The sequence below is a fragment of the Lutibacter oricola genome (assembly GCF_900106565.1).
Lineage (GTDB): Bacteria > Bacteroidota > Bacteroidia > Flavobacteriales > Flavobacteriaceae > Lutibacter > Lutibacter oricola.
The window spans coordinates 288059-313023 of record NZ_FNNJ01000002.1; the positions used below are offsets into that span (position 1 = coordinate 288059).

Consider the following 24965-nt stretch of genomic DNA (forward strand, 5'->3'; position numbering starts at 1 on the left):
ATTTATTTAATACTTTTATAAAAAAAATACGTAATAATGAAAAAGAAGTGTCACCATTATCAAAAGATTTTTATTTTATTATTCATTTATTCAAATTTTGCATTGAGTCAAACTCTGCAAGAAGCTTTGTTGCAGGCAGGAGATAATAAGAATAATTTAACAGTTGTATTGGAGCATTATAAAAATACTGGTGAAAAAGTAAAGTTAGAGGCAGCGGTATTTTTGATAAAAAATATGCCATCCCATGAGTCTCAAAAGTATGAATGGGTTGATTATAATGATACTATAATACCCTTTTCAGAATTTGATTATGATGATTTTGGTCTAGCAATAGAGTCCTATAATACTCTTAAAGATAGTTTGAATATAAAACCAAAAATTTACAAACAAAAAGATATATCGGTTATATCTTCAAAACTATTAATTGAAAATATCGATTTAGCTTTTAATACGTGGAAAAACAATACATGGTCTCAATACTATAATTTTAATACTTTTTGTGAATATATATTGCCTTATCGTTCGTTAATTGAACCCCTAGAAGATTGGCGAAAAGAATATCAATTTCTAGTTGAACCTGCAATATATAATTTAGAAGATGAAACTGACCCTGTAGAAGTTTGCACACATATTATTAATGAATTAAAAGGGTTCTCTTTTGTGTATGGAAAAAACCCTCTTCCAGCCCCATTATTAAGCCCACAACAGTTACTATTTAGAAGACAAGGAAGTTGTCCAGAGCTTGCAAATTTAGTTTTATTAGCATCCAGATCCATGGGTGTTGCCGTTACTTTTGACTTTACGCCTCATTATGCAGCATCTTCGAATCGTCATTATTGGAATACCGTAATTGACAAACAAGGGAATCATATCCCTTTTAATGGGAATTCTGTTGGAGATCAAACAGGATTACCTCATACCTATACTACTAATCACAAAAGGATGGGAAAAGTATTTAGGCAGACTTATTCGATTAATAAGAATACATTGGCGAATAAATTGAAAACACAAGATATTCCTATTAGTTTTTTAAGAAATAAAAATATAATTGATGTGACCCATGAATATGTTTCTACTGGAGAAATCAATTTTGTAGATTATAATAGTCAAGTAGATTCAATAGCTTATTTAAATGTTTTTAATAGAACTAAATGGCGCATTATTGATTGGGCTGAAAAAACGGAAGCTAGTTTTAGTTTCAAAAATTTAGGAAAAGATATTGTATATCTTCCAAGTTTTTTTAAAAATAAAAAGCAATTTTTTTCTCAATACCCTATATTGCTTGATGCAAAAGGAAGATCTCATACGTTAAAGCCAGATTTTTCTAAAGTAATAAATACAACGTTAAGTAGAACAAATGAAATAACAAATGCTTATACTGAAAACAATTCTTCGCAAATTGAAATAGGAGAAAAGTATATGTTACTTTATTGGGATGGAAAATGGAAAAGAGCGGATATTTCAATAGCAACTAAAGTTGGAGTGTTTTTTAAAAACATTCCTTCAAATGCACTTTTTTTAATGTTACCAGCAAAACCAGATGGGTTTGAACGAATCTTTATTTTAGATCCTGTAACTAAGCAACTAAAGTGGTACTAAATAGATATTATAAAATTCTTATTATTACGTAAATATTTCAAAGTTCATTTCTTTGAAAGTTTTTTAACTTTAGATTGGTAATGAATATTGAGAAATATTTAAAAATTTCATCGAAGTAAAAACAGGGTAAATTTTGACCATAATAAGGTAAAATGCAGTTAGTAGTTCAAATTAGTGTCAAATAAATTTGTATTTAAATTATATCTACTTTTTAATTGTAGATTAAAAATAGCTACTTTATTATGAAAAAGATTATTCGTTTATTTACGGCGTTATTTCTATTGTTTAAAGTTGGAATTATTGAAGCTCAATCCAATATTGATGCTTTATATAGTTTAGATCATATAAAATCAATTACGAGTATAAATGAACAACAAGGAAAACTTATTAGCAGTGCTTTAATAGAAAGGCAATCTTCAAAAACACAGGCTCAAGATGGTACTATCAATGACGATATTGAGAAATTGTATTTTGAGAAATTATATTCTGTATTAACTATTGAACAAGAAGAGAGTTTAATAAAATCTGTAATTAATTTAGAAGAAGTTCAAAATAAAACCGACCAATTTTTCTCTAAATATGTTGGTTCAAGAGAATTTCCTTCGGGTTATTTACAAGCATTAAAAGGTCGTTTAAAAGGCTTTCAAAATGGCTTGTCATATTTCGATATAAAATATGCTTATAATCCAGATGTATTAAATGATAAACGAGAGAATATTAGAAAAAAAAGAATGGATTTAATTAAGGTACAGAATGATGCGTTACGTAAATCTATTTGGTTTTGGAATTTTAATAATGATAATTGCAATGATTTATATATAAATCATAAAAACCTATTTATTGCTTACCACTTTTATTTAGAGTTAGATGATCTTGATGGTGCTTTGCAAACATTCGTTTCAAAAAAAATAGCATCTCTAGCTGAAAGTAATAAGATGATTAATTTAGCTACTAGTGTTGCGGATTGTGATGCAGAGTTAATTGTAGAACAGTTTAATCAAGACCCATTGATTATTAAAGGTTTAAAAGAAGAAATTATTGATAAGGTAAAAGAAGGGTTACTTCAAAGGCTTTCAGAAAGAAAACCTTTAATAAAGCGCAAAAGTATAACCAATAAGATTAATTTAAAAAATCTAATTGAGAAAAAGAGGAGTGAGATTGAAGAAAAGAAAAAGCACCAAGCAATTGATGTATTAGTTGATAAAGCTAAAAAAGCAGGGTTGGATGAAGATAGAGTTAAAGAGTTTGTACTTCTTTTGGAGAAAAAAGAGAAAGATATGGCAGTTTTTCGCTATAACAAAAAGAATGTTTCTTCAGACCTTATGGAGGTTAATTCTCAAAAATCAATGCAAGAAATAAAGAAAGAATTTGCAAGAGATTTAGCTAAATTAATAAGCAAAAAAGAATTTGCTATAATTTTAGGTAACGATTTAAAAGTTATTGCTGATGAAAAAGCCGCTAAAGAGCTTAAGAAAATTGCTGAAAAACATGAGTTAACAGAAACTCAATATGAAACAATTTCTGAGAGAGTTTTGCTCTATTATTTGAATGAAACTATTTACAATAAGTACTACTTTTATGATAACCAGTTGTTAAAACAAAAACTGAGTGGTTTAAAATATCATTTTGAAAAAGATTACAAGGAGTTAATGCAAAACTTTGAAATTACAATCAAGAATTCCAAAAAAGCAAAAAAAAATAAATTTCAATACTAAACTTTAAATCAGTTTAGGATGAATAATTAAATAATTACTATTGAAAAAGCAAACAGATGAAAAAATATTACTTTTTACTTCTTTCATGTTGTTTTATGATGGCTCATATACAAGCTCAAAACAACTGTGAAATAAATTTAGAAAAGGCGAAATTACTTTTAGAAAAAGATTCTCCTTTTAGTGATCAATCAGAGTTAATTTCATTATTAGAGCCTTGTGCGGTTCAGGGGTATTCCAAATCAGAAAATTATTTAGGTTTAGTATATTTAAATGGGATAGGTACTGAAAAAAACGTAGATAAAGCCTTTACATATATATCAAGTGCAGCTAATAAAGACTATGCCAATGCGCAATACAATTTAGGTAGACTTTATAAATATGGAATTGGGTGTTCAATAAGTTTTAAAGATGCAGTTAATTGGTTTGAAATAGCTTCTCAAAATGGTAACCAAAGGGCTGCATATTCTTTAGGTTACATGTATTTTAAAGGTTATGGTGTACAGCAAGATTACCAAAAAGCTGTCTATTGGTTTGAGCGTAGTGAGGATGCTATGGCTAAACACTTTTTAGCAATTAGTTATTATTTTGGATATGGAGTTAGTGCTAATGAAAATAAAGCATTAGAGCTTTTATTAAGTAATCCAACTATTAATAGTGAAACATTTGTTACGTATATTAAAGCGAATCAAAAACAACTAAACGAAGTGGCTGTAGAAGAAGCTCTGGATACAAATATTTCTACAGATTCAACCCATATTGAATCAGAAATAATCACAGATGTTGAAGTAAACGAATATTCTGATTTTTTAACTACTGACACTATTGAAGGTGAGTGGACTGGTAAATTGATTCAATACGATTGGTCAGGAAATTATATTGTTCGTATTCTACCTGTTTCAATAGATTTTGTTACAAACAATAACAACATAGAAATTATAGTGCATGTGAATAATCAAGAACTTAAATCTTCAGCACAATTCCAAGATGGAAATGTTTATGTTGACGATTTAACTTTTACTTTAAAAAAGCTATATTCTAGTGTTCCAAATGAATTATCTTTAGATTACACACTTTTTACTTTGAACCTTCAAGAAAAGGAATATTTAGGCAATACATATCTCACAGGCATGGTTGATACCTTTATAGACTCATGGACAGAGTATGGACAACCAATGAGTGTGGTATTAAAACCTAAAGGTGTTAAAACTGAAATTGATGATGAAATACTGGAGGCTCTTGCAGTTCAAAAAGACCAGTTTATTAAATTATACCCTGTTCCTTTTAACGAACAATTAACCGTTCAGTATGAATTAGAGACAGTAAGCGATGTATACGTTGAGCTAATTAACATAAATGGGACGAACAAAACAGTTATACAACCTATTATTAAGCAACAAGCAGGAGAATATACATATTCTATTAATGTAGATAGTTCTTTGCCAGAAGGCTTATATGTTGTGAGACTAAAAGCAGGAAACCAATTGTATACAAGGTTAATTGTCAAAGAATATTAAACAATCAAGACTGACATCAATATTATGAAAAGAAATACAGTTTTAATATTATTTAGTTTTGGATTATTTATATCTTTAGGGGTCAATACTGTTTTTGGGCAGGGTTATACTGAATGGGATGAAGGATACAGTTATGCATATGATTTAAATCAAGACGGTTTATATGATGAGTTTGAGCAACAATTTGCTGATAATAATGATCTAGATGAGGTTGTAGTAGTAGGAAATGTTGATAGTAACAACCCATGTGATCCAACTAGTGGGTCATGGGATGAGTGTGCTTGTTATGGAATAGGTTGTTCTGAAGATCCAAATCCAAATCCAGATCCAAATCCAGATCCAGATCCATCATCTCTATGTCCATTATGCGGTGCTGACTGTGGGGGAACTTGTAATAATCCCGACCCTGACCCTGAACCTGACCCTGAACCTGACCCTGAACCTGACCCTGAACCTGAAGAAACGAATAATTTAATATATTTGGATGGATATCAAGAAAAGATACAAATTAATATTCAGGCAACTACTCCATATTCTTCAGTTAACTTACAATTATATACTCGATCAGAAGTTTTAACATTAAGTACTATAATAGCTCCGCTAAAAGCAATTATTATTAATACCCCTTCTGAAATTATTACACCTATTCTAGCAACATATAATGCTACACTAAATGATATAAGCAAAGAATTAACTTTTGAAGAAGTTTTTGCAGCAATGGAAGCGGCAACGCAAGATGCAAATAACCAAATGCCTGATAAAATAAAAGCATTTGATGTTTGGTTGTCTCAGGAAATAATCCAAAATATTATAGCAACCTACCCTAATGTTCGTTTTGAAGATTGTGATGGTGATTGTTATTGTGATAATACTTGCCCAAATGAAATGGAAATAGCAAAAAAAATATTTGAAGATAATTCTAAATTGACGGGAAAACAAATTAAACAAGTAAGAGAAGATTATATTGAAAAAGTATCTAATGAAAACTTGAAAAAAGAATTATACTTGAAGTTACAAAGTAAGGTTAAATATCATAATCAGAGAGATAATAGTAATAAGTCAAAAGATGTTATGTGTAATGTTACTTGTCTTGCTAAAATAATGGAGTTATTGGGTGTTTCGAATCCAAGCTCAACTAAACAATTTGAAGATAAATTAGAAGACATTCGTGTAGATAAAAAGTTTAAACAGCGTACTAGAGCAGATGTAAGAATTAAAATAGCAAATGAAATCAATTCTAATGTGAAACAAAAAATGATTTATTCATCATCTTATAGTATGACAAAGGAGAGTTTAACTTCAACTTTAAATAATGAGTTAGAAAAAGGATATGGAATTATGATGTCTATGGGAGGGCATTTGGTAAGAGTTCAAGCTGTTACTAATTCTGGTATTATTGTTGATGATCCATATGGGACATTAGAAAAGAGTAGTGATTTAACAGATAGAGATAGTAAAGGTCGTAATGTATATTCCTCTTCTACAGCTAACACTAGAGATGATACTGATACAGGGAAAAGAGGGGAAGACAATCTTTGGAAATGGGATGATGTTGAAGATGTTAAAATTAAATATATGGAAGTTTATTGGAAAAACAATTAAAAAAATATAATGAAACAATATTTTATTAAAATTATAACGCTATTGAGTATATTTGGATTTACTCAAAACACACCACCACCAAATAATGAGTTATTAGACTTTATAAAAGATATTCCTATAACAGAATTAGGAGAAAGTTTAGATGAATTATTATTTTCTAACAGTAATAGGATTGAGACTGTTGACAAATATAATAGTATGATTCTGAATTTAACAATGAGTGAAAGTGATACAGATAATGGTTCCTATTATTGGAATTATGAAGGAGAGAAATATGATGATGGGGTAAAAGGGAGGGAAAGTGTAAATAGTCAAGGAGCTCCAGTTTTTTTCTATGTAAACACAAGAGTAAATATTAGTTCTAACTATATTACACTATTTGTGACTAATAGCAATGACCCTTTCTATGCTTTTGGGAATTTAATTAATTATGATTTAGAAGGTAATATGTTATCTGGAATAGAGTTATATGCTATGGAAAGTAACGAACCTTCATTTAATTATAGTTCAATAGAGAAAAAGAATTATCGTATCTATACTAAGGCAAGAATAAACAATGATGGTAGTGTTAGTACACTAACACTTGCAGATTTTATCGTAAAAAAGAAATATATTTTAGATAATACTGGACATTTTAAAGTCGTCAAAGAGAAAGTAGAAGATTTTCCGGATAATTATAACGACGAAGAAATTCCTTTTTTAAATTAAAATTATTACTCCGTTTTACCTTCTGTGTAAAATGGTAAATAGGTAGTGAGAATTAATAATAAATACCAAATTTTTATTTGATACTCCTTTTAACGAACAATTAACCGTTCAGTATGAATTAGAGACAGAAGGAGATGTCTATGTAGAATTGATTCATTATAATGGTTATACTTCATTAGAAGTATCCCCAAGAAAGAGACAACAAGCAGTGACATATACTCATACAGTGACAACTCAATTACTAGAAGGAATTTATATAGCTAGAGTTATTGTAGGCAGTCAAGTAGATACAGATATGTTATAAGAGAAAAATAAATTATTGGTTATGAAAAAGATAATAAGTATTTTTTTAAAGTTAAAAGTCTTTACAGGGTGTTTGCTTCTTTTTATTGGAAGTCATAGTGTACATGCTCAAGATTATGATGAATTTTGGGACGAATTAAATGATAATTGGGATAATTTTGAAGATGGTGATTGTTTTGGTGATTGTGATGGCTCAAATGATTGGGATTTTGATGGTGATGGCTCAAATGATTGGGATGATACTGGTAATTATTCAGGTACTGATTCTGACTTTTATGATGATGTAAGTTATTTAGAAACTTTAGGTGTTCCTCCATGGGAAGGAGGCGGTATTTTCAGCCAAGTTTTTACTAGTGAAAGTGGTTTACAAGCGGTTCTTGTTTTTACTTCAGATGGAAATCATTTAAGTACTACTATTTTTAATAGTTCAACGGGTACAAGTGGAGAAGATCCTTATGATCCAAATAATACAGAACCTGATCCAACTGATGAAGACCCTTGTGTAATTGATCCTATAAATTGTGGAGAAGACCCTTATGACCCTAATAATACGGAACCTGACCCAACCGATGAAGACTATTGTGCAACTAACTACGACCCTTGTATTTGTGATGGAGATTGTGGAGATGATTATGATGATTCAGATACAACATGTCCCCCTCCAAATTGTGATCCAGATACACAAAAAGTAGATGCAACAGGGTGCGGGTGTGAAAACTTACCAGACAAGAATTGGTTTAAAGATAAGGATGGAGATGGTTATAATGAAATAGGTACAGAACCAATGGAACAGCCTAATAGCCCAGGTGACGGATGGGTAGAAGGTGTTTCTAAAGGCGAAGATTGTGATGATAATGAAGCAAGTAAATGGAAGATTTATAATGGAACTTTTTCTCAGGATATAACTTCCATAGGTATAGGTGGACCTGTTACACCAATTACTCCTTCTACTGGTGATGATTTTGCTTTTGGCGGTGGTAATTCTGGCTTGCCAGCTATACCTCCTTCCAAAGATAATTTAATTGCATTTACACAAGCTAAGTCTTCAGAACGTAAAATTTCAAATTATAATCCATATTTTGGATCAAAAACTAGTCCTGTAAAAGAAAATCTTTTAGAGAAAAGTGAAGAAGAACTATTTCGTTATTTTGAAGAAGCTTTAGAATTATTAACTACAGGTTCCCAAGCTAATGAAGCTTTAAATTTGTTATTAATTCATTTTAAAGAAAATGATGGTGGTCCCTATCTTAATGTAACATTATCAAGCATTTTAGATTTCGGTGATGGAGATGCTATTGGTGGTAGGAGTATTGGACAATTCATGAATTCTTTAAAGTTAAGGCTTTGTGATAAGTTAAAAGTATTAAAAGGTCAGTGTGTTGGTGAAATAAATATTGACTTAACAGATTTAAAATACCCAAATTTTCCTTTATCAGATCCTAATTTAATTGCTCAATTGGGAGGTATTCAAGGAGTTTCTGCTTACGTGGATGGAGAAGGCAATATATCCGCACTATTACACGATACTTTTGGTGTTAGTGAAGAGGATGCTGTTAAAAGAGATAGAATGTTTATGAATATAGAAACAGGGGGAGCTATCGGAACTAAAGCGATGAGGATTTTGCAAACTCATTATGGAAAAAAACCATTTGTTCATTCAGTGAAAATAGACCCAATTAGTATGGGAGAATCAGGATTTAACTTAATTGATTGTAATTAAATATTATGAAAAATACACTAATTATTATATCGTTGTTGTTTTTATTAAAAACATATGGTCAAAATGAAATGTTTTATGAAGATATAGGTAACAGCTTAATGTTCTATTCTCAAATAAATAAAGATCCAGTTATTATTTCTCACGGTCAAATATTGAATGAACAAACTTTACCTAATTATTCAAAAGGGCTGCAATTTATGCAAGCTCCAGGTTTATTTAGTTCTGTGAATGAATTGTATAACTATCTAACTAATAACAATGACTTTTTCTTTCAAAATTTTTCTGAACCGGCATCTTATTATAATAAAAATAATTCACATAGTGCTCAACGAAATCAATATTATACTGATGGAGTAACCGTTTATAATAAATCTTTAAGTATTTCAAATGACAATGATGCTAGGGATGATACTCTTTATGAACTAATAAGTGATGTAAGATATCAAGTTGTTTTTCAAGAAACTTATATTAAAGATAATAATTATGAATTTTTAATTTTAAGCACTTTAAACGTGTTACAAAGTGATATAAATTTAAATATACAAAGTGAGATAGATAGTGTTTCAAATATTTTTTTAAAATTATCTACTCCATCTGAAATTGAAGAATTTGGAAAGAACCTTGAATTATATTGTTTAATAAAAGAAAATGATATTTGGAAAGCGTGTTCTATTGAAGCTCATTTAAAATACTTAGAAGACAATGGTTATATGGAAATTGTTACAAATAAAATTAATTCAAATAATTTTTATGATGTACTTTCAACTGTAAACAATGGTATCAGAGTTTATACAGAAAACTAATTTAATTGTTATTTAGTCTCCATAAGTTTTATTAATAGAAATGATAAAGTATATAATAATATTCATTGTTTTACAATTAATCATACTAATACCATCTTTTTTCTGGTACAAAAAAATAATTAAAAAATTTCATATAAAGAAAATTAATTTATCATCTATTTTGTTGACATTAATAATGCCAATTATTTATACATTTATTTTTGCAATTATTTGTTACACAATAATTAATCCTATAATTAGGTCTAAAAAATTCGAAAAAAAAGAATGGATTGAAAATATTAATTCAAGGTATAGAATGGTAAATGATCTAAAGAATAATGATTTGTTAATTGGGAAAACAAAAAATGAAGTCCTTGAAATCTTAGGGAAAGATTTTAATGAAAATTGTTGGATAAAAGATACTTGGTGTTTTACTGCTTATGATCCAGATAACTATGCTCCACTTGATCATTATGAATTTATAATTTTCTTTGACGAGAATGGAGTTGTCAAAAAAGTTGTACATCAGTTAGTTTAAAAACTGCTCCCCCGCTCCGTGTCATGGATATACCCCATATACAAACAAGAAGAAAGGCTCCCTCTCACGGACGAAAAAGTAAAGAGTGAGTAAAATTTAGTAAGTAATAATTATCGAGAGCTATTGAAAACATTGGTGGTTTAGGAAATTAAGAGTTTCTAAATCAAAGCTTTCGAAAATTCGAAAAGACCCTATGAGAAAATGAAATAGTTCTCATAGGGTCTTTAAAAGAAAAAAAGAATTTATTTTGATAAAAAAATAAATCCAAGCTCTTTGAAATAATTGATTTGTATTAGGAAAAGTGGTTTTTAATTCCTTATTAAGAAGTGATTAACAATTTTTGACACAAGAAGTCTTGCGATTGTCATTGATACGGTTTTGAAAGGCATTTTTAAGTTTAGGTTTAACGTTCTTTAAACTTTTATTGTTATGAATTTCACAAGGTGTGTAAATTTTATGTATATAATGAGGTCTTACATTGTTATAATCGTACACATAAAAGTCCACTTCCCTCTTAATGGTTGAAGATAAGATAGGTCTATCTTGAAAATATTTGTTTTTTAGAATTCGATAGGTTCCTTCAATCACAGAGTTAGAAAAAGTAACATCTTTTAAAGCAACTTTTTTATGAATTGATACTTGAGAATTATTAATAAACTGGTTAATAGTATGATTGTTGTTTTCAGAACCACCATCCACAATAAGTTCAACAGTAGGTTTTTCTAGACAATCATCAAATTCATTGTTGATTGCACGTTTTAAACTAGCTAACCTAATACTAGCAGAAAGCTTTTTAGAAACATCATAGGCTAGTATTTTACGAGAAAAGTGATCTACTATAGTGTAAATATAATATTGAATGTTATCAAGGGTTTTGTAATAAGTAACATCCATATGCCAAGTCTCATTAACAGTAGAAGCTTCAATAGAGATACGTTTACGCTTTTTCTTGTAAGCTTTTCTTGCAGAAGTATACCCAAGCCTTTTAGCATAACGATACCAAGTAGAAAGTGCCATAGAAGTTTTATCTTGTTTAAAAGCCAAACCCCATATAGAAGCTACTGACCAATGATAGAAGCGTTTATTAGTCATAAAAGACTGAAGCATATCAATTTCATTACGAGAGATTTGCTGAGGCACGCGTTTAAAACAAAGATTTAGAAGTGAGAATTCACAGAAGTAGTCTTGATAACGTTTCCAAGTGAGATAGGAGTGAGGTGTAATTTTTAAGAACTTACAAATCCAGTTACGTTCAGAAACAGAATTACAAGTAGTATCAATAAGATCAACTATAGCATTTCTGTTAGTACGAATGATGGATTTAAAATCCTTTTCACCGATAAACCCTAGAATAGTCAGATATACTTTACAGAAAGTAACAAACATCTTTTTTAATTGTTGAACTTTAGCATCATAGATAATCTGCAGATCATCGATATTATGATTGATAGAAGAAGCGAATTCACTACCAACAAACTTGTCAGGGTTATCACTTTTCCAATAGTGAGCAGTAGAAGGTTTGATTGATTTAAGAAAGTCGTTAGGGAGTAAATGATTTTCAATACTAAGAGCATAGCAAATTTTCACAGAGGAGTGATACGATTTATACTTTTTCATATAGAATCAAAATTACTGAAAAAGCAAAACAATACAAATTGATTATAAGAAATGAGTTTTCGAAAATTCGAAGAAACTACCAAAAAACATACTGGTTCGATGCCTAGAAAGGGGTTTAGATTAAGCTATCTCTTTAAGAGTTAGATAGGTACGGTTCGATAGCGAGACTTGAGGGGGAGGTTATTTGAGCAAGTTAAGTAAAGATGGAAAAGTGGTTGAAGAAAAATGGATTGAAGGTTTATCTGGGCCTTGTGGATCTGATTTATATCAAGGGAAACTATATGTTGCAGATCAAAAATTCGTTAGAATTATAGATGTTGAAAAAGGTAAAATTATTAAAAGTATCAAATCAGAAACAGCAGTTTCATTAAACGATGTTAGTATAACTTCAGAAGGAAAAGTATTTATTTCTGATGTTCCAGGAGGAAAGATTTATACTATTAATAACAATAAGCTAGAAATTTGGTTAGAATCTGCTGAAATTCACCATCCAAATGGAGTTTTAGTGCAAGGAGAAGACTTAATTGTAGTAGATTTTGGTAAAGAAATGAATGCGAAATCTACAACTGATATTCCTGGTTCGGTTTATAAAGTGAATATTTCAAATAAGTCAGTAAAATTAGTTTCAACAGGCAAAAAGTTAGGAAAATTAGATGGTGTTGTTTCTCAAGATAGAGGACTTTTTATAAGTGCTCCTTTTACTAAAGAAATTTATTTTGTAGATAATAATAACCGTTATTTAATTAAAAATTCTCCATTTGGTGCAGCAGACATAAATTCTGACGGAAAAAATTTGTACTTACCTTATATTTTTGGTAATAAGGTGGCTAGTTATAAAATTGTAAAAGAAAAATGGCACAGAATTACTTCAAAAGAAGAATATTTAAAAAAATGTGCTGATGTGTATTATGGTGAAAAAGGAGGGAAGTCCGTTGCTACAAAAAACGGAATTATTAAAGGAAACTTTGATGGAAAAGAGCTAAAAGGAACTTGGGATTGGAACGGTACTTTTTTTTCGCGTATAAGTACCATTGGCGATATAGATTTAGGACACGATGATTTGGTAATTGAAGTTACTCCAACAAAAATGCGATTAACACTTCAAAAAGGTGCAGGAATTTCAGTGGTTTATAGTAAAAAATATTAAAATGAATACAAGAAAAGAAGAAATTATAAAGGCACACGCATTTAGACGTGCCATTAAAGAGTTTGAACCAGATCAAAAAATTTCAGAAGAGGATTTTAAATTTATTTTAGAAGTTGGTAGAATGTCGCCAAGCTCGTTTGGCTGGGAGCCGTGGAAATTTGTAGTTGTTCAAAATATGGAATTGCGTAAAAAATTAATGGAACCAAGTTGGGGAGCACAAAAGCAATTACCTTCGGCAAGTCATTTTGTAATTTTATTAGCAAGAAAAGCTGATGATATGAGACCTGGTTCAGATTATCTAAGTTATATTTCAAAAGAAATAGATCATTTACCAGGTGATGTTGAAGAAATGAAACTAAAATTCTTTAGTGGTTTTCAACAAAATGAATTCGATTTAACGGATGATAGAAAGCTATTTGATTGGGCTTGTAAACAAGTTTATTTACCATTTGCAAATATGATGACAGCAGCAGCTGAAATAGGAATAGATTCTTGTCCAATTGAAGGTTTTGATCAACAAAAAGTAGAAGAAATTTTAGCAAATGATGGTATTATTGATTCTAAACATTTAGGAGTTGCTGCAATGATAGCTTTTGGATACAGAAAAGAAGATTCCCCTTTTCCTCAAACACGCCAACCTATGGAAGCTGTTGTTGATTGGGTACTATAAATTAAGAATTAAAATTTAATGTTGAAAATTCCGTTTTTGAAATGGTGAATTTTATTTTATAAGTAAATGAATTTAATCTCAAAAACGGAAAATCATTTTTTTAAACTGAAAAAATAAAAACTATTTATACCTGAAAATATGTTGTTATAATTTTTTTAATGCAAAATAGTATTGAAAATGGTGGTTTTGCCTTGTTAATCACAAAATTTTATCAAAAACGTATATAAAAGGTTAATTAGTCTCTTAAATTTTTTGTCATGTAATTTTTTACATCTACATTTAATGTACTCTTAACAAAATTTTAATTTTTAAATGAAATCCCTAGCCCTAACCCCTACAGTTATACTGTTATTTTGTACCCTAAACATTTTTTCTCAAGTAGGTATCAACACAACTTCACCAGACCCTTCTTCAATGCTAGATGTAACTAGCACTAATAGAGGAGTATTAGTTCCGAGAATAAGTTTATTATCAACTACTGATAATACTACAATAGCGGCTCCAGTAACTAGTTTATTAATTTATAACACAGCTACAGTTTTAGATGTAACACCAGGCTATTATTACTGGAATGGAACGGAATGGTCTAAATTGGCAACCATTAAAACAGTAGATAATGCTTGGAGTATTTTAGGAAATTCTGATACGGATGATACCATAAATTTTATAGGAACAACTGATGATAAAAATGTTGTTTTTAAACGAAATAATGTTTTAGCAGGTATTTTAGATACTAATAATACAGCTTTTGGAGTTAATTCATTTTCTTCTAATACTTCAGGAGATAATAATGTTAGTATAGGAAGTAATTCTTTAACAAGTAATACATCAGGTAGAGAAAATATAGCAATAGGTTATAATTCACTTAGAGACAATTTAACTGGATCTAGTAATACAGCTGTTGGTTTTAATGTTCTTGTTGTAAATACTGCAAGTTCAAATACTGGAATTGGTTCAAGTTCACTAGTTAATAATACTACAGGATCAGGTAATACAGCGGTTGGCTCATTATCACTTAATCAAAATACATCTGGAGCTAGTAATACATCTATAGGTCTTCAATCTCTTACTAAAAACACTATAGGCTCATATAATACTGCAAGCGGAGTTTTTGCTCTTTTTGATAATATTACAGGAAGTAATAATACAGCAAGTGGGTATGAATCTCTGTCTTTTAACACTACAGGATATAATAATACGGCTACAGGAGTTAATTCTTTGAGGGTTAATACAACAGCATATAATAATACAGCAACCGGATATAATACTTTAGCCTCAAATTTAACAGGAAGTAGTAACACAGCATCAGGAACTAATGCACTTTTTTTAAACACTTCAGGAAATAATAATACAGGAATTGGGTATAGAGCACTAGACAATGTTACTACAGGAAGTAATAATACTGCCATTGGTTATTTGTCTTCTGTTCCAGATCCAACAGCAAGTAATCAAGTTAGAATTGGTGGTACTGCCGTAACATACGCAGGTGTGCAAGTAGCTTGGACAGTAACTTCCGATAGACGATGGAAAAACACTATTGAAGATTCTGATTTAGGTTTAGATTTTATTAACCAACTACGTCCAGTTTCATATGTTAGAAATAATAATAAAAGTAATAAAGTAGAATACGGTTTTATTGCTCAAGAATTAAAAGAAACATTAAAAAATAGTAGCTCAAAAACTAATGGAATTATTTCTGAAGATTCAGAAGGAATGCTTAGTGTTAGATATAACGATTTATTTTCTCCTATTGTTAAGGCTATTCAAGAGCAAACAGAAGAAATTGAAATTTTAAAGCAAGAAAATAAAGCTTTAAAAAGTAAACAAGAAGCTATGGAGAAGGAAATAAAAGAAATTAAAAAGTTATTATTACGTTAATTCAAATATCTTAATTATTAGTAACACTTGAATTAACTAAAAAAAACAAACATTAACACTTATTAACTATCAGGTTATTTAAAATATTCTACTTTAAAATATATATAAAAGTATAGTAAATATGAGAAAAACTTTATTAATAACATTCTTCGTAATATTTTCATTAAATATTACAGCCCAACGAGGAAATAGAGGAGGGCAAAGTAATCAAGGAATGCGAGGAAGTAGTGGAGGTCAACGCCCTTCAGCAGAGGAAATAATAGATAGATTAGATCAAGATGGAGATGGTTTAATTAGTAAATCAGAGGCTTCTGAAGCAAGAGGTGGAAGACTTGCTGAAAACTTTAGTTTGTTAGATTCAAATTCTGATGGGTTTATTGATGCAGATGAATTAAATAATGCTAGTAAAAAGAATAGAAAAACAGGTAATAGTAAAGAGTTAATAAAAGTTATTGATGCTAATAAAGATAATAAATTAGATGAGTTAGAAGTAGCAGCTTCTGAAAACTTAAAAATTAAAAACAACTTTAAAAAAATTGATGAAGATTCAGATGGGTTTTTAACTGAGGAAGAGTTGCAGATTTATTTTAAGGATGTAAAGTCAAAAAAAAAGAAAAAAAGAAAGTCTAAAAATAATAAGGAATAAAAGAATTAGAAGTTTTAAAGAGAAGCGTACAACTATAAATTTTAGTTGTGCGTTTTTTTTTGTTTTAAATGAATTGTTCTTTTAATATTGAAATTAGTTATTTTGTTTATTATGAGTGATTTAGAGTAGTTTTAATAATTAGTATCAGTTGAAATCTAGTTTCTACCAATAAAATTAAATTAAATTATAAATCTTCAGTTTATATATAAACCATAAGTGGTATTCTTCAATACTTATGTGTTAAAAAGGCTTATTTTATAAGTATATCTTGCTTAAAGATTTATTGTAATAAGTTAAAAAGCAAAACAAATACATGAAAACAAGAATATTTTTAAGCCTAAGTCTTTTATTTAGCATTCTTATAAACGCTCAACAGGACAAAGCATTTTTTAGAAAAATAGCCTCTAAAAAAGTAATATCAAATCAATCTATAGAATGGAAAAACTTTGGGCCAGGAATGTCTGGTTACAATGAAGAGTTTTGGTGTCATCCAACCGATACAAATGTAATGTTTATGGGACCAGATATGCACGTGAGTTATGGTTCTTGGGACAATGGAAAATCTTGGCAAACCATAAAAGATTCTGATGGTTTCGGAAAAGGAATGGAAAGAGTTTTAGATATTGAATTCTCAACTAAAAACCCTGATTTTGGACTTGCTTTAGAACGAAGAGGTAAAATATTTGAAACAAATGATAGAGGAAGGTCTTGGAGTCTAATTTACACAATTCCAGGAGCGTTTAAATCAGGCACAAATGTGCATACTCAAATAGCGATTCACCCTTCAAACGATGATATTTGGTTTGTTGGTGCTGGAGATTTTTGGAACGTAAAAGCAAACCATCGTTCTAAAAAAAATATTCACGGAAAAAAACACCCTAGAGCAAAATATGGATACGTTTTAAAAACGACCAATCACGGAAAATCTTGGAAAAAAGTAGCAACAAATATTTCTGAAAATCTAGATGTTGCACGTATTGTTTTCAATCCAAATAATCCAAAACAATTATTTATTGCAACAAACTATGGAGTTTTTGTAAGTAATAATGAAGGTGAAGATTGGAAACCTAGAGGAAAAGGATTGCCAAATAATTTACCTCGCGATTTTACTTCGTATTACAACCCAGAAACAAAAGAGTTTGTTCTGTATTTAGTTGAACAAACAATTTATCAGCCAAATGGCAAAAGTATTTCAACAAAAGGAGGTGTTTATAAAAGTACTGATAACGGAAAAAGTTGGGAAAATATTACTGGTAATTTAGGTGTAAACTTCAATAAAATTAAAGACGCTTCACATAGAAATAATTATCATAAAGCATTGAGTTACTTTTTAGGTGAAAATTCAAAAAAATTATATCCTCAATTTCCGGAGAACACCTATTCAGGATTTAATAGAATAGTTGTAAATCCAATAAATAAAAATGAAATTTATTTAGTAGCTAATCAACGTCACGATAAAAGTTTTGGGCCTGGAGATGCTTGGAAAACTGAAGATGGTGGAAAAACTTGGGTTATAATTGCGCGTGCTGGTGAATATTGGTTTAATAAAAAAGACAAAGCATATTGGGAAAGTAAAGGGAATCCAATTGGAGCAAACGTAGAATTTTCTCACGTAAGTCGTTCTTATGAAGAGTTAAGCGAAACAAGGTTTGGAAACCGTTTATTGGCAATTAATTCTATTGGTGAAGTATTTATTGGTGTTGGTCAACAAACACAACGCTCTAACGATGGCGGTGCTACTTGGCAACAAATTGATGATATTGAAACTGCGCCTGGAAGTAATGCTTGGATTGGTCGTGGTGATAGTGATTTACCAGGAAGATATATGTTGCTTGAAACTGGAATTAAAGACCGATATTTATTATGTTCTGGAGAGCACGGTTTATGGCAAACAGCCAATTTAGGTAATTACCCTGATAAAGATGCTGTGGCTGTAAAACAAATTGAAGGGCAAGTACACGATCATAGTGGAAATCACGGAGCACATTCAATTTCTACGGTAGCAGTTCACCCAAATGATCCTAATACTATTTATATTTTAATGTGGCGTCAAGAACACCGTGGTAAGTTTAGAAGAAGTACTGATGGTGGAAAAACTTGGGAGAATATTGCAACCATTTTTGAAGCTGATAATGGATCTTGGGAAGATTTAGGTTATCAATATTCTTTAACTGTTGATCCTGTAAACCCTGAAAATATTTATTTCTGTGCAATTAAAAGACCAATTCAAGAAGTTGGTGGAGGAAGTAAAGGAAAACTAACTAAAGGAGGTTACGGCGTGTATCATTCACCTGATGGAGGTTATACTTGGAACCTAAAAAATAATGGATTGCCACAAAATGCAAGTGTAAGAAGAATTGTAATGCATCCAGATAATTCAAAAACATTATACGCCTGCTTAAATAAAAGAGGAAAAAAAGATCCTTCAGGTTTATACATTTCAATTAACAAAGCTAAATCTTGGAAAAAGATGAATATTCCTTCAGAAATTGAAGGTGTAAACAACATTTTTATTGACCGAAATACTAAAAATATGTATTTGTCAGCAGGTTATAGAACTGGTTCTATTGAAACCGGTGGAGTTTGGAAAAGCACAAACAATGGTAAAACTTGGAAAAAATTCTTTAAAGCTCCTTACGTATGGCAAACTGAAGTTTCACCAATAAACCCAAACTTGATTATGGTAAATGTTCCTGCTCAAGTTAGTACCAAATTTGATCAATTTAAAAATCCTGGAATTTATTTAACAAAAAACGGAGGGAAAAGTTGGGAAAAGATTAATAAAGGTATTGGACAACCAGATAAAATGGTTGATATAAAATTTGATCCTTATAATGAAAACATTATTTGGAGTGCAGCTTGGGGAAGTGGTTGGTTTAAAGCAATTATTAAATAATTTACAATGAAAAAAATCAATATTCTTTTCAGTTTAGTTCTTGCAGCAACATTTTTTGTTAGTTGCAATCAAGATTCAAATAAAGATAAGGAAGCTTTTTTCTCGAAGATTAGAACAGAGAGAATTCAGTCAGACCAATCTGTTGAATGGAAAAACTTCGGTCCAGGAATGTCTGGTTACTGCGAAGAATTTTGGTGTCATCCAACAGATGCAAACGTTATGTTTATGGGGCCAGATATGCACGTAAGTTATGGTACTTGGGATAACGGAAATTCTTGGCAAACTATTAAAGATTCTGACGGTTTAGGTCTTGAAATGAAAAGAGTATTAGATATAGAATTTTCATTTCAAAATCCTGATTTTGGAATGGCATTAGACTGGAACGGATGGGTTTATGAAACTAAAAACAAAGGTCGTTCTTGGACTAAAACCAAAGAACTAGGAAAAAGTTATAAAGAAATAGGCATAGATCCTAACGATCCAGATTCGTTTAAAAAAGGTTGGTATTTTGAACAAGAAGGAACTAGACACAGCGAGTTAGCAGTTGACCCAACTAACGAAAATATTTGGTTTGTTGGTGCTGGTGATTTTTGGAATGTAAAAAATAATGTTAGAACCAGAAAAAAACCGAATGGAGTTGCGTTTAAATATGCTTCTTATGGATATATTTATAAATCTACAGATAAAGGGAAAACTTGGAAAAAAATAACTCAAGGTTTACCTAAAAACACCGATGTTGGAAAAATTATTGTCAACCCAAATAACAATCAAAATGTTATTATGGCTACTAATGTTGGTTTGCTTCTTAGTTTTGATGGTGGTTTATCTTGGGAAAATACATCAAAAGGATTACCAAATAACTTGCCTCGAGATTTAACTTCATTTTATAATAAAAAAACAAAAGAGTTTGTGCTATTTTTAGTTGAACAAACAATGTACGAGCCAAAAGGTAAAAGTATTTCAACAAAAGGTGGCGTATTTAAAAGTACTAATGGAGGAAAAAATTGGGTGAGTATTACTGGAGATTTAGGTATTAATTTCAACAAAATAACCGATGCTTCACACCGGAATAATTATCACAAAGCACTAAGTATTTTTTTAGGTGAAAAATCAAAAGAAAAATATCCTGAGTTTCCAAAAAACACCTATTCAGCGTTTAATAAAATAGTTGTAAACCCATCAAATAAAAACGAAATTTATTTAGTGGCTAATCAACGTCACGATAGAAGTTTTGGTCCTGGTGATGCTTGGAAAACAGAAAATGGAGGAAAAACTTGGGTAATTTGTGCACGTTCTGGTGAATATTGGTTGAATAAAAAGGATGAAGCTTATTGGACTAGTAAAGGAAATCCTATTGGAGCAAATGTAGAATTTTCACACGTAAGCAGAGCTTATAAAGAACAAAATGAAACTCGTTTTGGAAATAGATTTTTAGTAATCAATTCAAAAGGAGAAGTATTTATACAAATTGGTCAGCAAACACAACGATCTTCAGATAACGGTAAAACTTGGCAACAAATAGATGATTTTGAAACTTCAAAAGGAAGTGGAAAATGGATTGGACGTGGCGATAGTAATTTACCAGGAAGGTTTATGTTACACGAAACAGGAATTAAAGGAAGAAGATTGTTATGTAGCGGTGAACACGGTTTATGGCAAACAACAAGTTTAGATGGTTGGAAAGATAAACAAGCAGTTGCAGTAGAACAAATTGATGGGCAAGTTCACGATCATAGCGGAATGCACGGACAACATTCTACTTCAACTGTGGCAGTTCATCCTAATGATCCTAATACCATTTTTACATTAAGTTGGCGTCAAGAACACAGAGGAAAATTACGCAAAACTACCAATGGAGGAAAAACTTGGGAAAATATAGCAACCATTTTTGAAGCAAATAATGGACCTTGGCAATCAGTTGCTCCTCAAAACTCATTATTAATAGATCCTAAGAATCCTAATAATATGTATTTCTGTGCTACTAGTCATAAAATTTCTGAAATTGGCGGAAGTAAAGCACAAGAATTAACTAAAGGAGGTTATGGTTTTTACCGCTCTTTTGATGGTGGTTTAACTTGGAATTTGAGTAATGAAGGGTTTCATAAAGAGTTTAGCATAAGAAGAATTATTATGGATTCAGAAAATTCAGAAACCTTTTATGCTGCTTCTAATGATGACAATGGAGGTTTGTACATTTCAACAAATAAAGGAAATAATTGGAGCAAAATTAAAATTCCTTCAGAAATAAAAGCAGTTAATAATGTTTTTATAGATAGAAATACCAAAGATATTTTTATAAGTACAGGTAGAAGAAATGGAACTTATAAAGAAGGAGGTGTTTGGAGAAGTAAAAACAAGGGCAAAACTTGGGAACAAATTTTTAAAGCACCTTATGTTTGGCAAGCTGAAACCTCACCTTTAAATTCTAATATAATTGTGATTAGTGCTCCTGGTCAGATAGTTAGTAGAGCTACAGAATTTATGAATCCAGGAATTTATCTTTCAAAAGATGATGGAAAAAACTGGACTAAAATTAACAAAGGTTTAGGACAACAAGATAAAATTGTAGATGTAAAACCAGATCCTTATAACGAAGATGTTTTATGGAGTGCTTCTTGGGGTTCAGGTTGGCATATAGCGTACTTAAATAATTCAAAAGAAGGATATTTAGGTTCTAAAAATTAAAGAATTAATAAAAATTATATAAAATGAAAATAAATAAACAGGTGTCGTTTCTAATGTTTCTTGCAGCGCTACTTATCGGAAGTTTTGGACAAGCACAAAATTCAAAACCAAATATAGTTGTAATTTATTTAGACGATTTAGGCTACGGAGATTTAAGTGCTTACGGAGCAACTGAATTACAAACACCTAATATGGATGTTTTAGCAAATGATGGAGTTAAATTTACAAATGGTTATGCAACTTCAGCAACTTGTACTCCAAGTCGTTATGGCTTATTAACAGGAGTATATCCTTGGAGAAATGCAAAGGCAAGAATTTTACCAGGTTCAGCCCCATTAATTATTTCAACAAAGCAAGAAACGTTACCAAAAATGTTGAAAAGAGCAGGATATCAAACTGCTATAGTTGGTAAATGGCATTTAGGTTTAGGTGCAGGAAATGTAAATTGGAATGAACACATTTCACCAGGGCCAAATGAAGTTGGTTTTGACGATGCGTATATTTTAGCAGCAACTCAAGATCGTACGCCAACAGTTTATATTAAAGACGGTTACATTGATGGTTTAGATAAAAAAGATCCAATTTATGTAAGTTATAAAAAGAATTTTGAAGGTGAACCAACAGGAAAAGACAATCCTGAATTAACTACAATGAAATGGCATCACGGTCATAACCAAAGTATTGTAAATGGTATTCCTAGAATTGGATATATGAAAGGTGGAAAATCTGCTGTTTGGAGCGATATTGATATGGCAGATCATTTTTTAGCAAAAGCCCAAGCTTATGTTAAAAGTCATAAAAACAAGCCATTCTTTTTATACTATGCTTTACAGCAACCACACGTTCCACGTACACCAAATCCTCGTTTTGTAGGTAAATCTGGAATGGGACCACGTGGAGATGTAATTTTAGAAGCTGATTGGTGTATAGGTGAATTTATGAAAACTCTAAAAGAAGAAGGAGTTTTGGAAAATACATTAGTTGTTTTTTCAAGTGATAACGGACCTGTTTTACAAGATGGTTATTATGATGATGCCATTGAAAAATTAGGAAAACATACACCTGCAGGTAAACTACGTGGAGGAAAATATAGTTTATTTGAAGCAGGTACTCGCGTACCTTTTATGGCGTATTGGAAAGGAACAATTAAACCTAAAGTATCTGATGCATTAGTTTGTCAAATCGATTTATTAGCTTCTTTATCTAAATTAGTTGGTGTTGAAGCAAAGAAAACAGATAGTGAAGATATGTTGGCAGAATTATTAGGAAAAAGTAAAAAAGGACGTAACAATTTAGTTATAGAAGCTGGAGGAAGAACGGCATATAGAACTGGGGATTGGGCAATGATACCTCCTTATAAAGGAAAGCCACTAAGTTGGAATTCATTTATTGAAACAGGTATTTTACAAGACTTTCAATTATACAATTTGAAAAAAGATCTTGGTGAAACTAACAATTTAGCGAAATCAAATCCTAAAAAACTAAAGGAACTATTAGCTGAATTTGAAGCTATTAGAGGTAAGGATTATTCAAAAATGAAAAAATAGAAAACAATGAAACAAATTTCAATTCTAGTACTTTTTATTACAGTGCTTTTTAGTTGTAATGAAGTTAAAAAAACAAAGGAAGTTAAAAGTAACATTTCAGAAGTTAAACATAAACCAGTAAAAATTGATGTAATTGTTCCTGAACACGGTATGGCAGATCCACATGCTTGGGTTGAAAATGATAGAGTTTATATTATTTGTGGTCACGATAAATCCTGGGATCCAACTTCTTCGTTTCCTATGGATAGATGGGAACTTTGGTCTTCTACAGATTTAATTAATTGGGAATTTCATAGAAATTTATTGCCGCAAGACACTTATATAGGTGACCAACCAAACTGCTGGGCTGGAGATATTTGCGAAAGAGATGGGAAATATTATTGGTTCTTTTCAAATAGAAATATTGATACCGGTGTAATGGTAGCTGATGAAATTACTGGTGAGTATAAAGATTTATTAGGTAAACCTTTGTTACCTAAAGGAATTGTGCCAGTTCATCCATATGATCCTGAAATATTCATAGAAAACGATGTGTATACTATTTGTTTTGGTGTGGGTAAATATTATATGGCAACATTGGCTAAGGACATGAAATCTTTAGACACTGAACCAAAAAAAATTATTATTCAAGATAAAAATGGAAAGGAATTAAGTGCAGAAGATAAACCTACATTATTTAAACGAAATGATTGGTACTATTTAGTGTATGGAAGTAGATATTCAATGTCTAAAAACTTATACGGACCTTATGAATTTCAAGGTGCATTTTTAAGTGGAGGTCATACCAGTTTCTTTGATTGGAAAGGACAAAAATATGTAATGCAAGAAAATCATGATATAAGTGCATTTTATCGTGGAGCTAGTTTAAAACCAGTTAATTTTAATGAAGATGGAACTTTTATAATTCCAAAAGATGATAGAATGTACCCTGCTCCGGGAAGACCTTTTGAGTTTAAAAATAGCACTATGGGCTGGAAAGCTTTAAATGGAACTTCAGCAGCGTTTAAAGATGGTAAATTAATTGGAACTATTTCAGCAAAAAATGCTGTTATAAGAAGCGCACCTTGGTTATATACGGATACCAGATTATGTTCTAAAGTAACTTTTAAAGTAAAAAATAATAGCGCTGCCAAAGAAATGAAATTTGCTATTTATACCAGAGATGATAAAGAAAATGGTTTTTGGACCGTTGGTACAAAACCAGTTAATTGGAATAAAAAAGAATGGATAAGTATTCCAATTTCTTCAAATGATACTGAATTTAAAACTTATACGATTAAATTAAATCAGTTTAATGAAGTAAAAAATAGGTTAATGCAAATTGCAATTCAACCAGCAACAGACGCAACTTCTGGTTCTTGGGAAATAGAAGAAATAAGAATAGAATAAAAATTAATT

17 protein-coding genes are annotated in these 24965 nt (G+C 30.5%); 16 read left to right on the top strand and 1 reads right to left on the bottom strand.

What is annotated here, in order from left to right:
- Positions 1-36: 36 nt before the first annotated feature.
- From BLU40_RS06010 to BLU40_RS06045, 8 genes are all read left to right on the top strand, one after another.
- Complete coding sequence (locus tag BLU40_RS06010) at positions 37-1599, top strand: transglutaminase domain-containing protein (protein WP_139170924.1); 1563 nt, start codon at positions 37-39, stop codon at positions 1597-1599.
- A gap of 242 nt (positions 1600-1841) precedes the next feature.
- On the top strand, positions 1842-3314 hold the full coding sequence (locus BLU40_RS06015) for a hypothetical protein (RefSeq protein WP_090121105.1): 1473 nt from the start codon (positions 1842-1844) through the stop codon (positions 3312-3314).
- Positions 3315-3370: 56 nt separating this feature from the next.
- Positions 3371-4828, top strand: coding sequence for a T9SS type A sorting domain-containing protein (locus BLU40_RS06020; protein WP_090121108.1), 1458 nt, complete (start codon positions 3371-3373; stop codon positions 4826-4828).
- Between the two features lie 24 nt (positions 4829-4852).
- On the top strand, positions 4853-6430 hold the full coding sequence (locus tag BLU40_RS17540; protein WP_090121111.1) for a C39 family peptidase: 1578 nt from the start codon (positions 4853-4855) through the stop codon (positions 6428-6430).
- Between the two features lie 9 nt (positions 6431-6439).
- Entirely contained in the window at positions 6440-7138 is a 699-nt protein-coding gene (locus BLU40_RS06030) for a hypothetical protein (protein ID WP_090121115.1), read from the top strand.
- Between the two features lie 325 nt (positions 7139-7463).
- Positions 7464-9161: a hypothetical protein gene (locus BLU40_RS06035; protein ID WP_139170925.1), complete on the top strand. Its 1698-nt coding sequence runs from the start codon at positions 7464-7466 to the stop codon at positions 9159-9161.
- Between the two features lie 5 nt (positions 9162-9166).
- Entirely contained in the window at positions 9167-9964 is a 798-nt protein-coding gene (locus tag BLU40_RS06040) for a hypothetical protein (RefSeq protein WP_090121119.1), read from the top strand.
- 160 nt (positions 9965-10124) lie between these two features.
- A complete protein-coding gene (locus BLU40_RS06045; RefSeq protein WP_139170926.1) occupies positions 10125-10481 on the top strand; it encodes an outer membrane protein assembly factor BamE in 357 nt (118 codons plus the stop codon).
- Between the two features lie 330 nt (positions 10482-10811).
- On the opposite strand, the gene BLU40_RS06050 is transcribed toward BLU40_RS06045, so the two are convergent.
- Complete coding sequence (locus tag BLU40_RS06050; RefSeq protein WP_090121122.1) at positions 10812-12098, bottom strand: DDE-type integrase/transposase/recombinase; 1287 nt, start codon at positions 12096-12098, stop codon at positions 10812-10814.
- Positions 12099-12282: 184 nt separating this feature from the next.
- Between BLU40_RS06050 and BLU40_RS06055 the strand changes: the two genes are divergently transcribed.
- From BLU40_RS06055 to BLU40_RS06090, 8 genes are all read left to right on the top strand, one after another.
- A complete protein-coding gene (locus tag BLU40_RS06055) occupies positions 12283-13245 on the top strand; it encodes an SMP-30/gluconolactonase/LRE family protein (protein ID WP_090121125.1) in 963 nt (320 codons plus the stop codon).
- Between the two features lies 1 nt (position 13246).
- A complete protein-coding gene (locus BLU40_RS06060; RefSeq protein ID WP_090121127.1) occupies positions 13247-13915 on the top strand; it encodes an NAD(P)H-dependent oxidoreductase in 669 nt (222 codons plus the stop codon).
- Positions 13916-14227: 312 nt separating this feature from the next.
- On the top strand, positions 14228-15793 hold the full coding sequence (locus BLU40_RS06065; protein ID WP_090121129.1) for a tail fiber domain-containing protein: 1566 nt from the start codon (positions 14228-14230) through the stop codon (positions 15791-15793).
- A 121-nt stretch (positions 15794-15914) separates the two neighbouring features.
- Positions 15915-16439, top strand: a complete 525-nt coding sequence (locus BLU40_RS06070) for a CREC-EF hand family protein (RefSeq protein WP_090121131.1) — start codon at positions 15915-15917, stop codon at positions 16437-16439.
- 313 nt (positions 16440-16752) lie between these two features.
- Positions 16753-19335, top strand: a complete 2583-nt coding sequence (locus tag BLU40_RS06075) for a sialidase family protein (protein ID WP_090121133.1) — start codon at positions 16753-16755, stop codon at positions 19333-19335.
- Positions 19336-19341: 6 nt separating this feature from the next.
- Positions 19342-22020 carry a sialidase family protein gene (locus BLU40_RS06080; protein ID WP_090121137.1) on the top strand — a complete coding sequence of 893 codons (2679 nt, stop codon included), beginning with the start codon at positions 19342-19344 and terminating at the stop codon, positions 22018-22020.
- Between the two features lie 53 nt (positions 22021-22073).
- Positions 22074-23567 carry a sulfatase family protein gene (locus tag BLU40_RS06085; protein ID WP_245729913.1) on the top strand — a complete coding sequence of 498 codons (1494 nt, stop codon included), beginning with the start codon at positions 22074-22076 and terminating at the stop codon, positions 23565-23567.
- Between the two features lie 6 nt (positions 23568-23573).
- Positions 23574-24956: a family 43 glycosylhydrolase gene (locus tag BLU40_RS06090; RefSeq protein ID WP_090121142.1), complete on the top strand. Its 1383-nt coding sequence runs from the start codon at positions 23574-23576 to the stop codon at positions 24954-24956.
- The last annotated feature ends 9 nt before the right edge of the window (positions 24957-24965 follow it).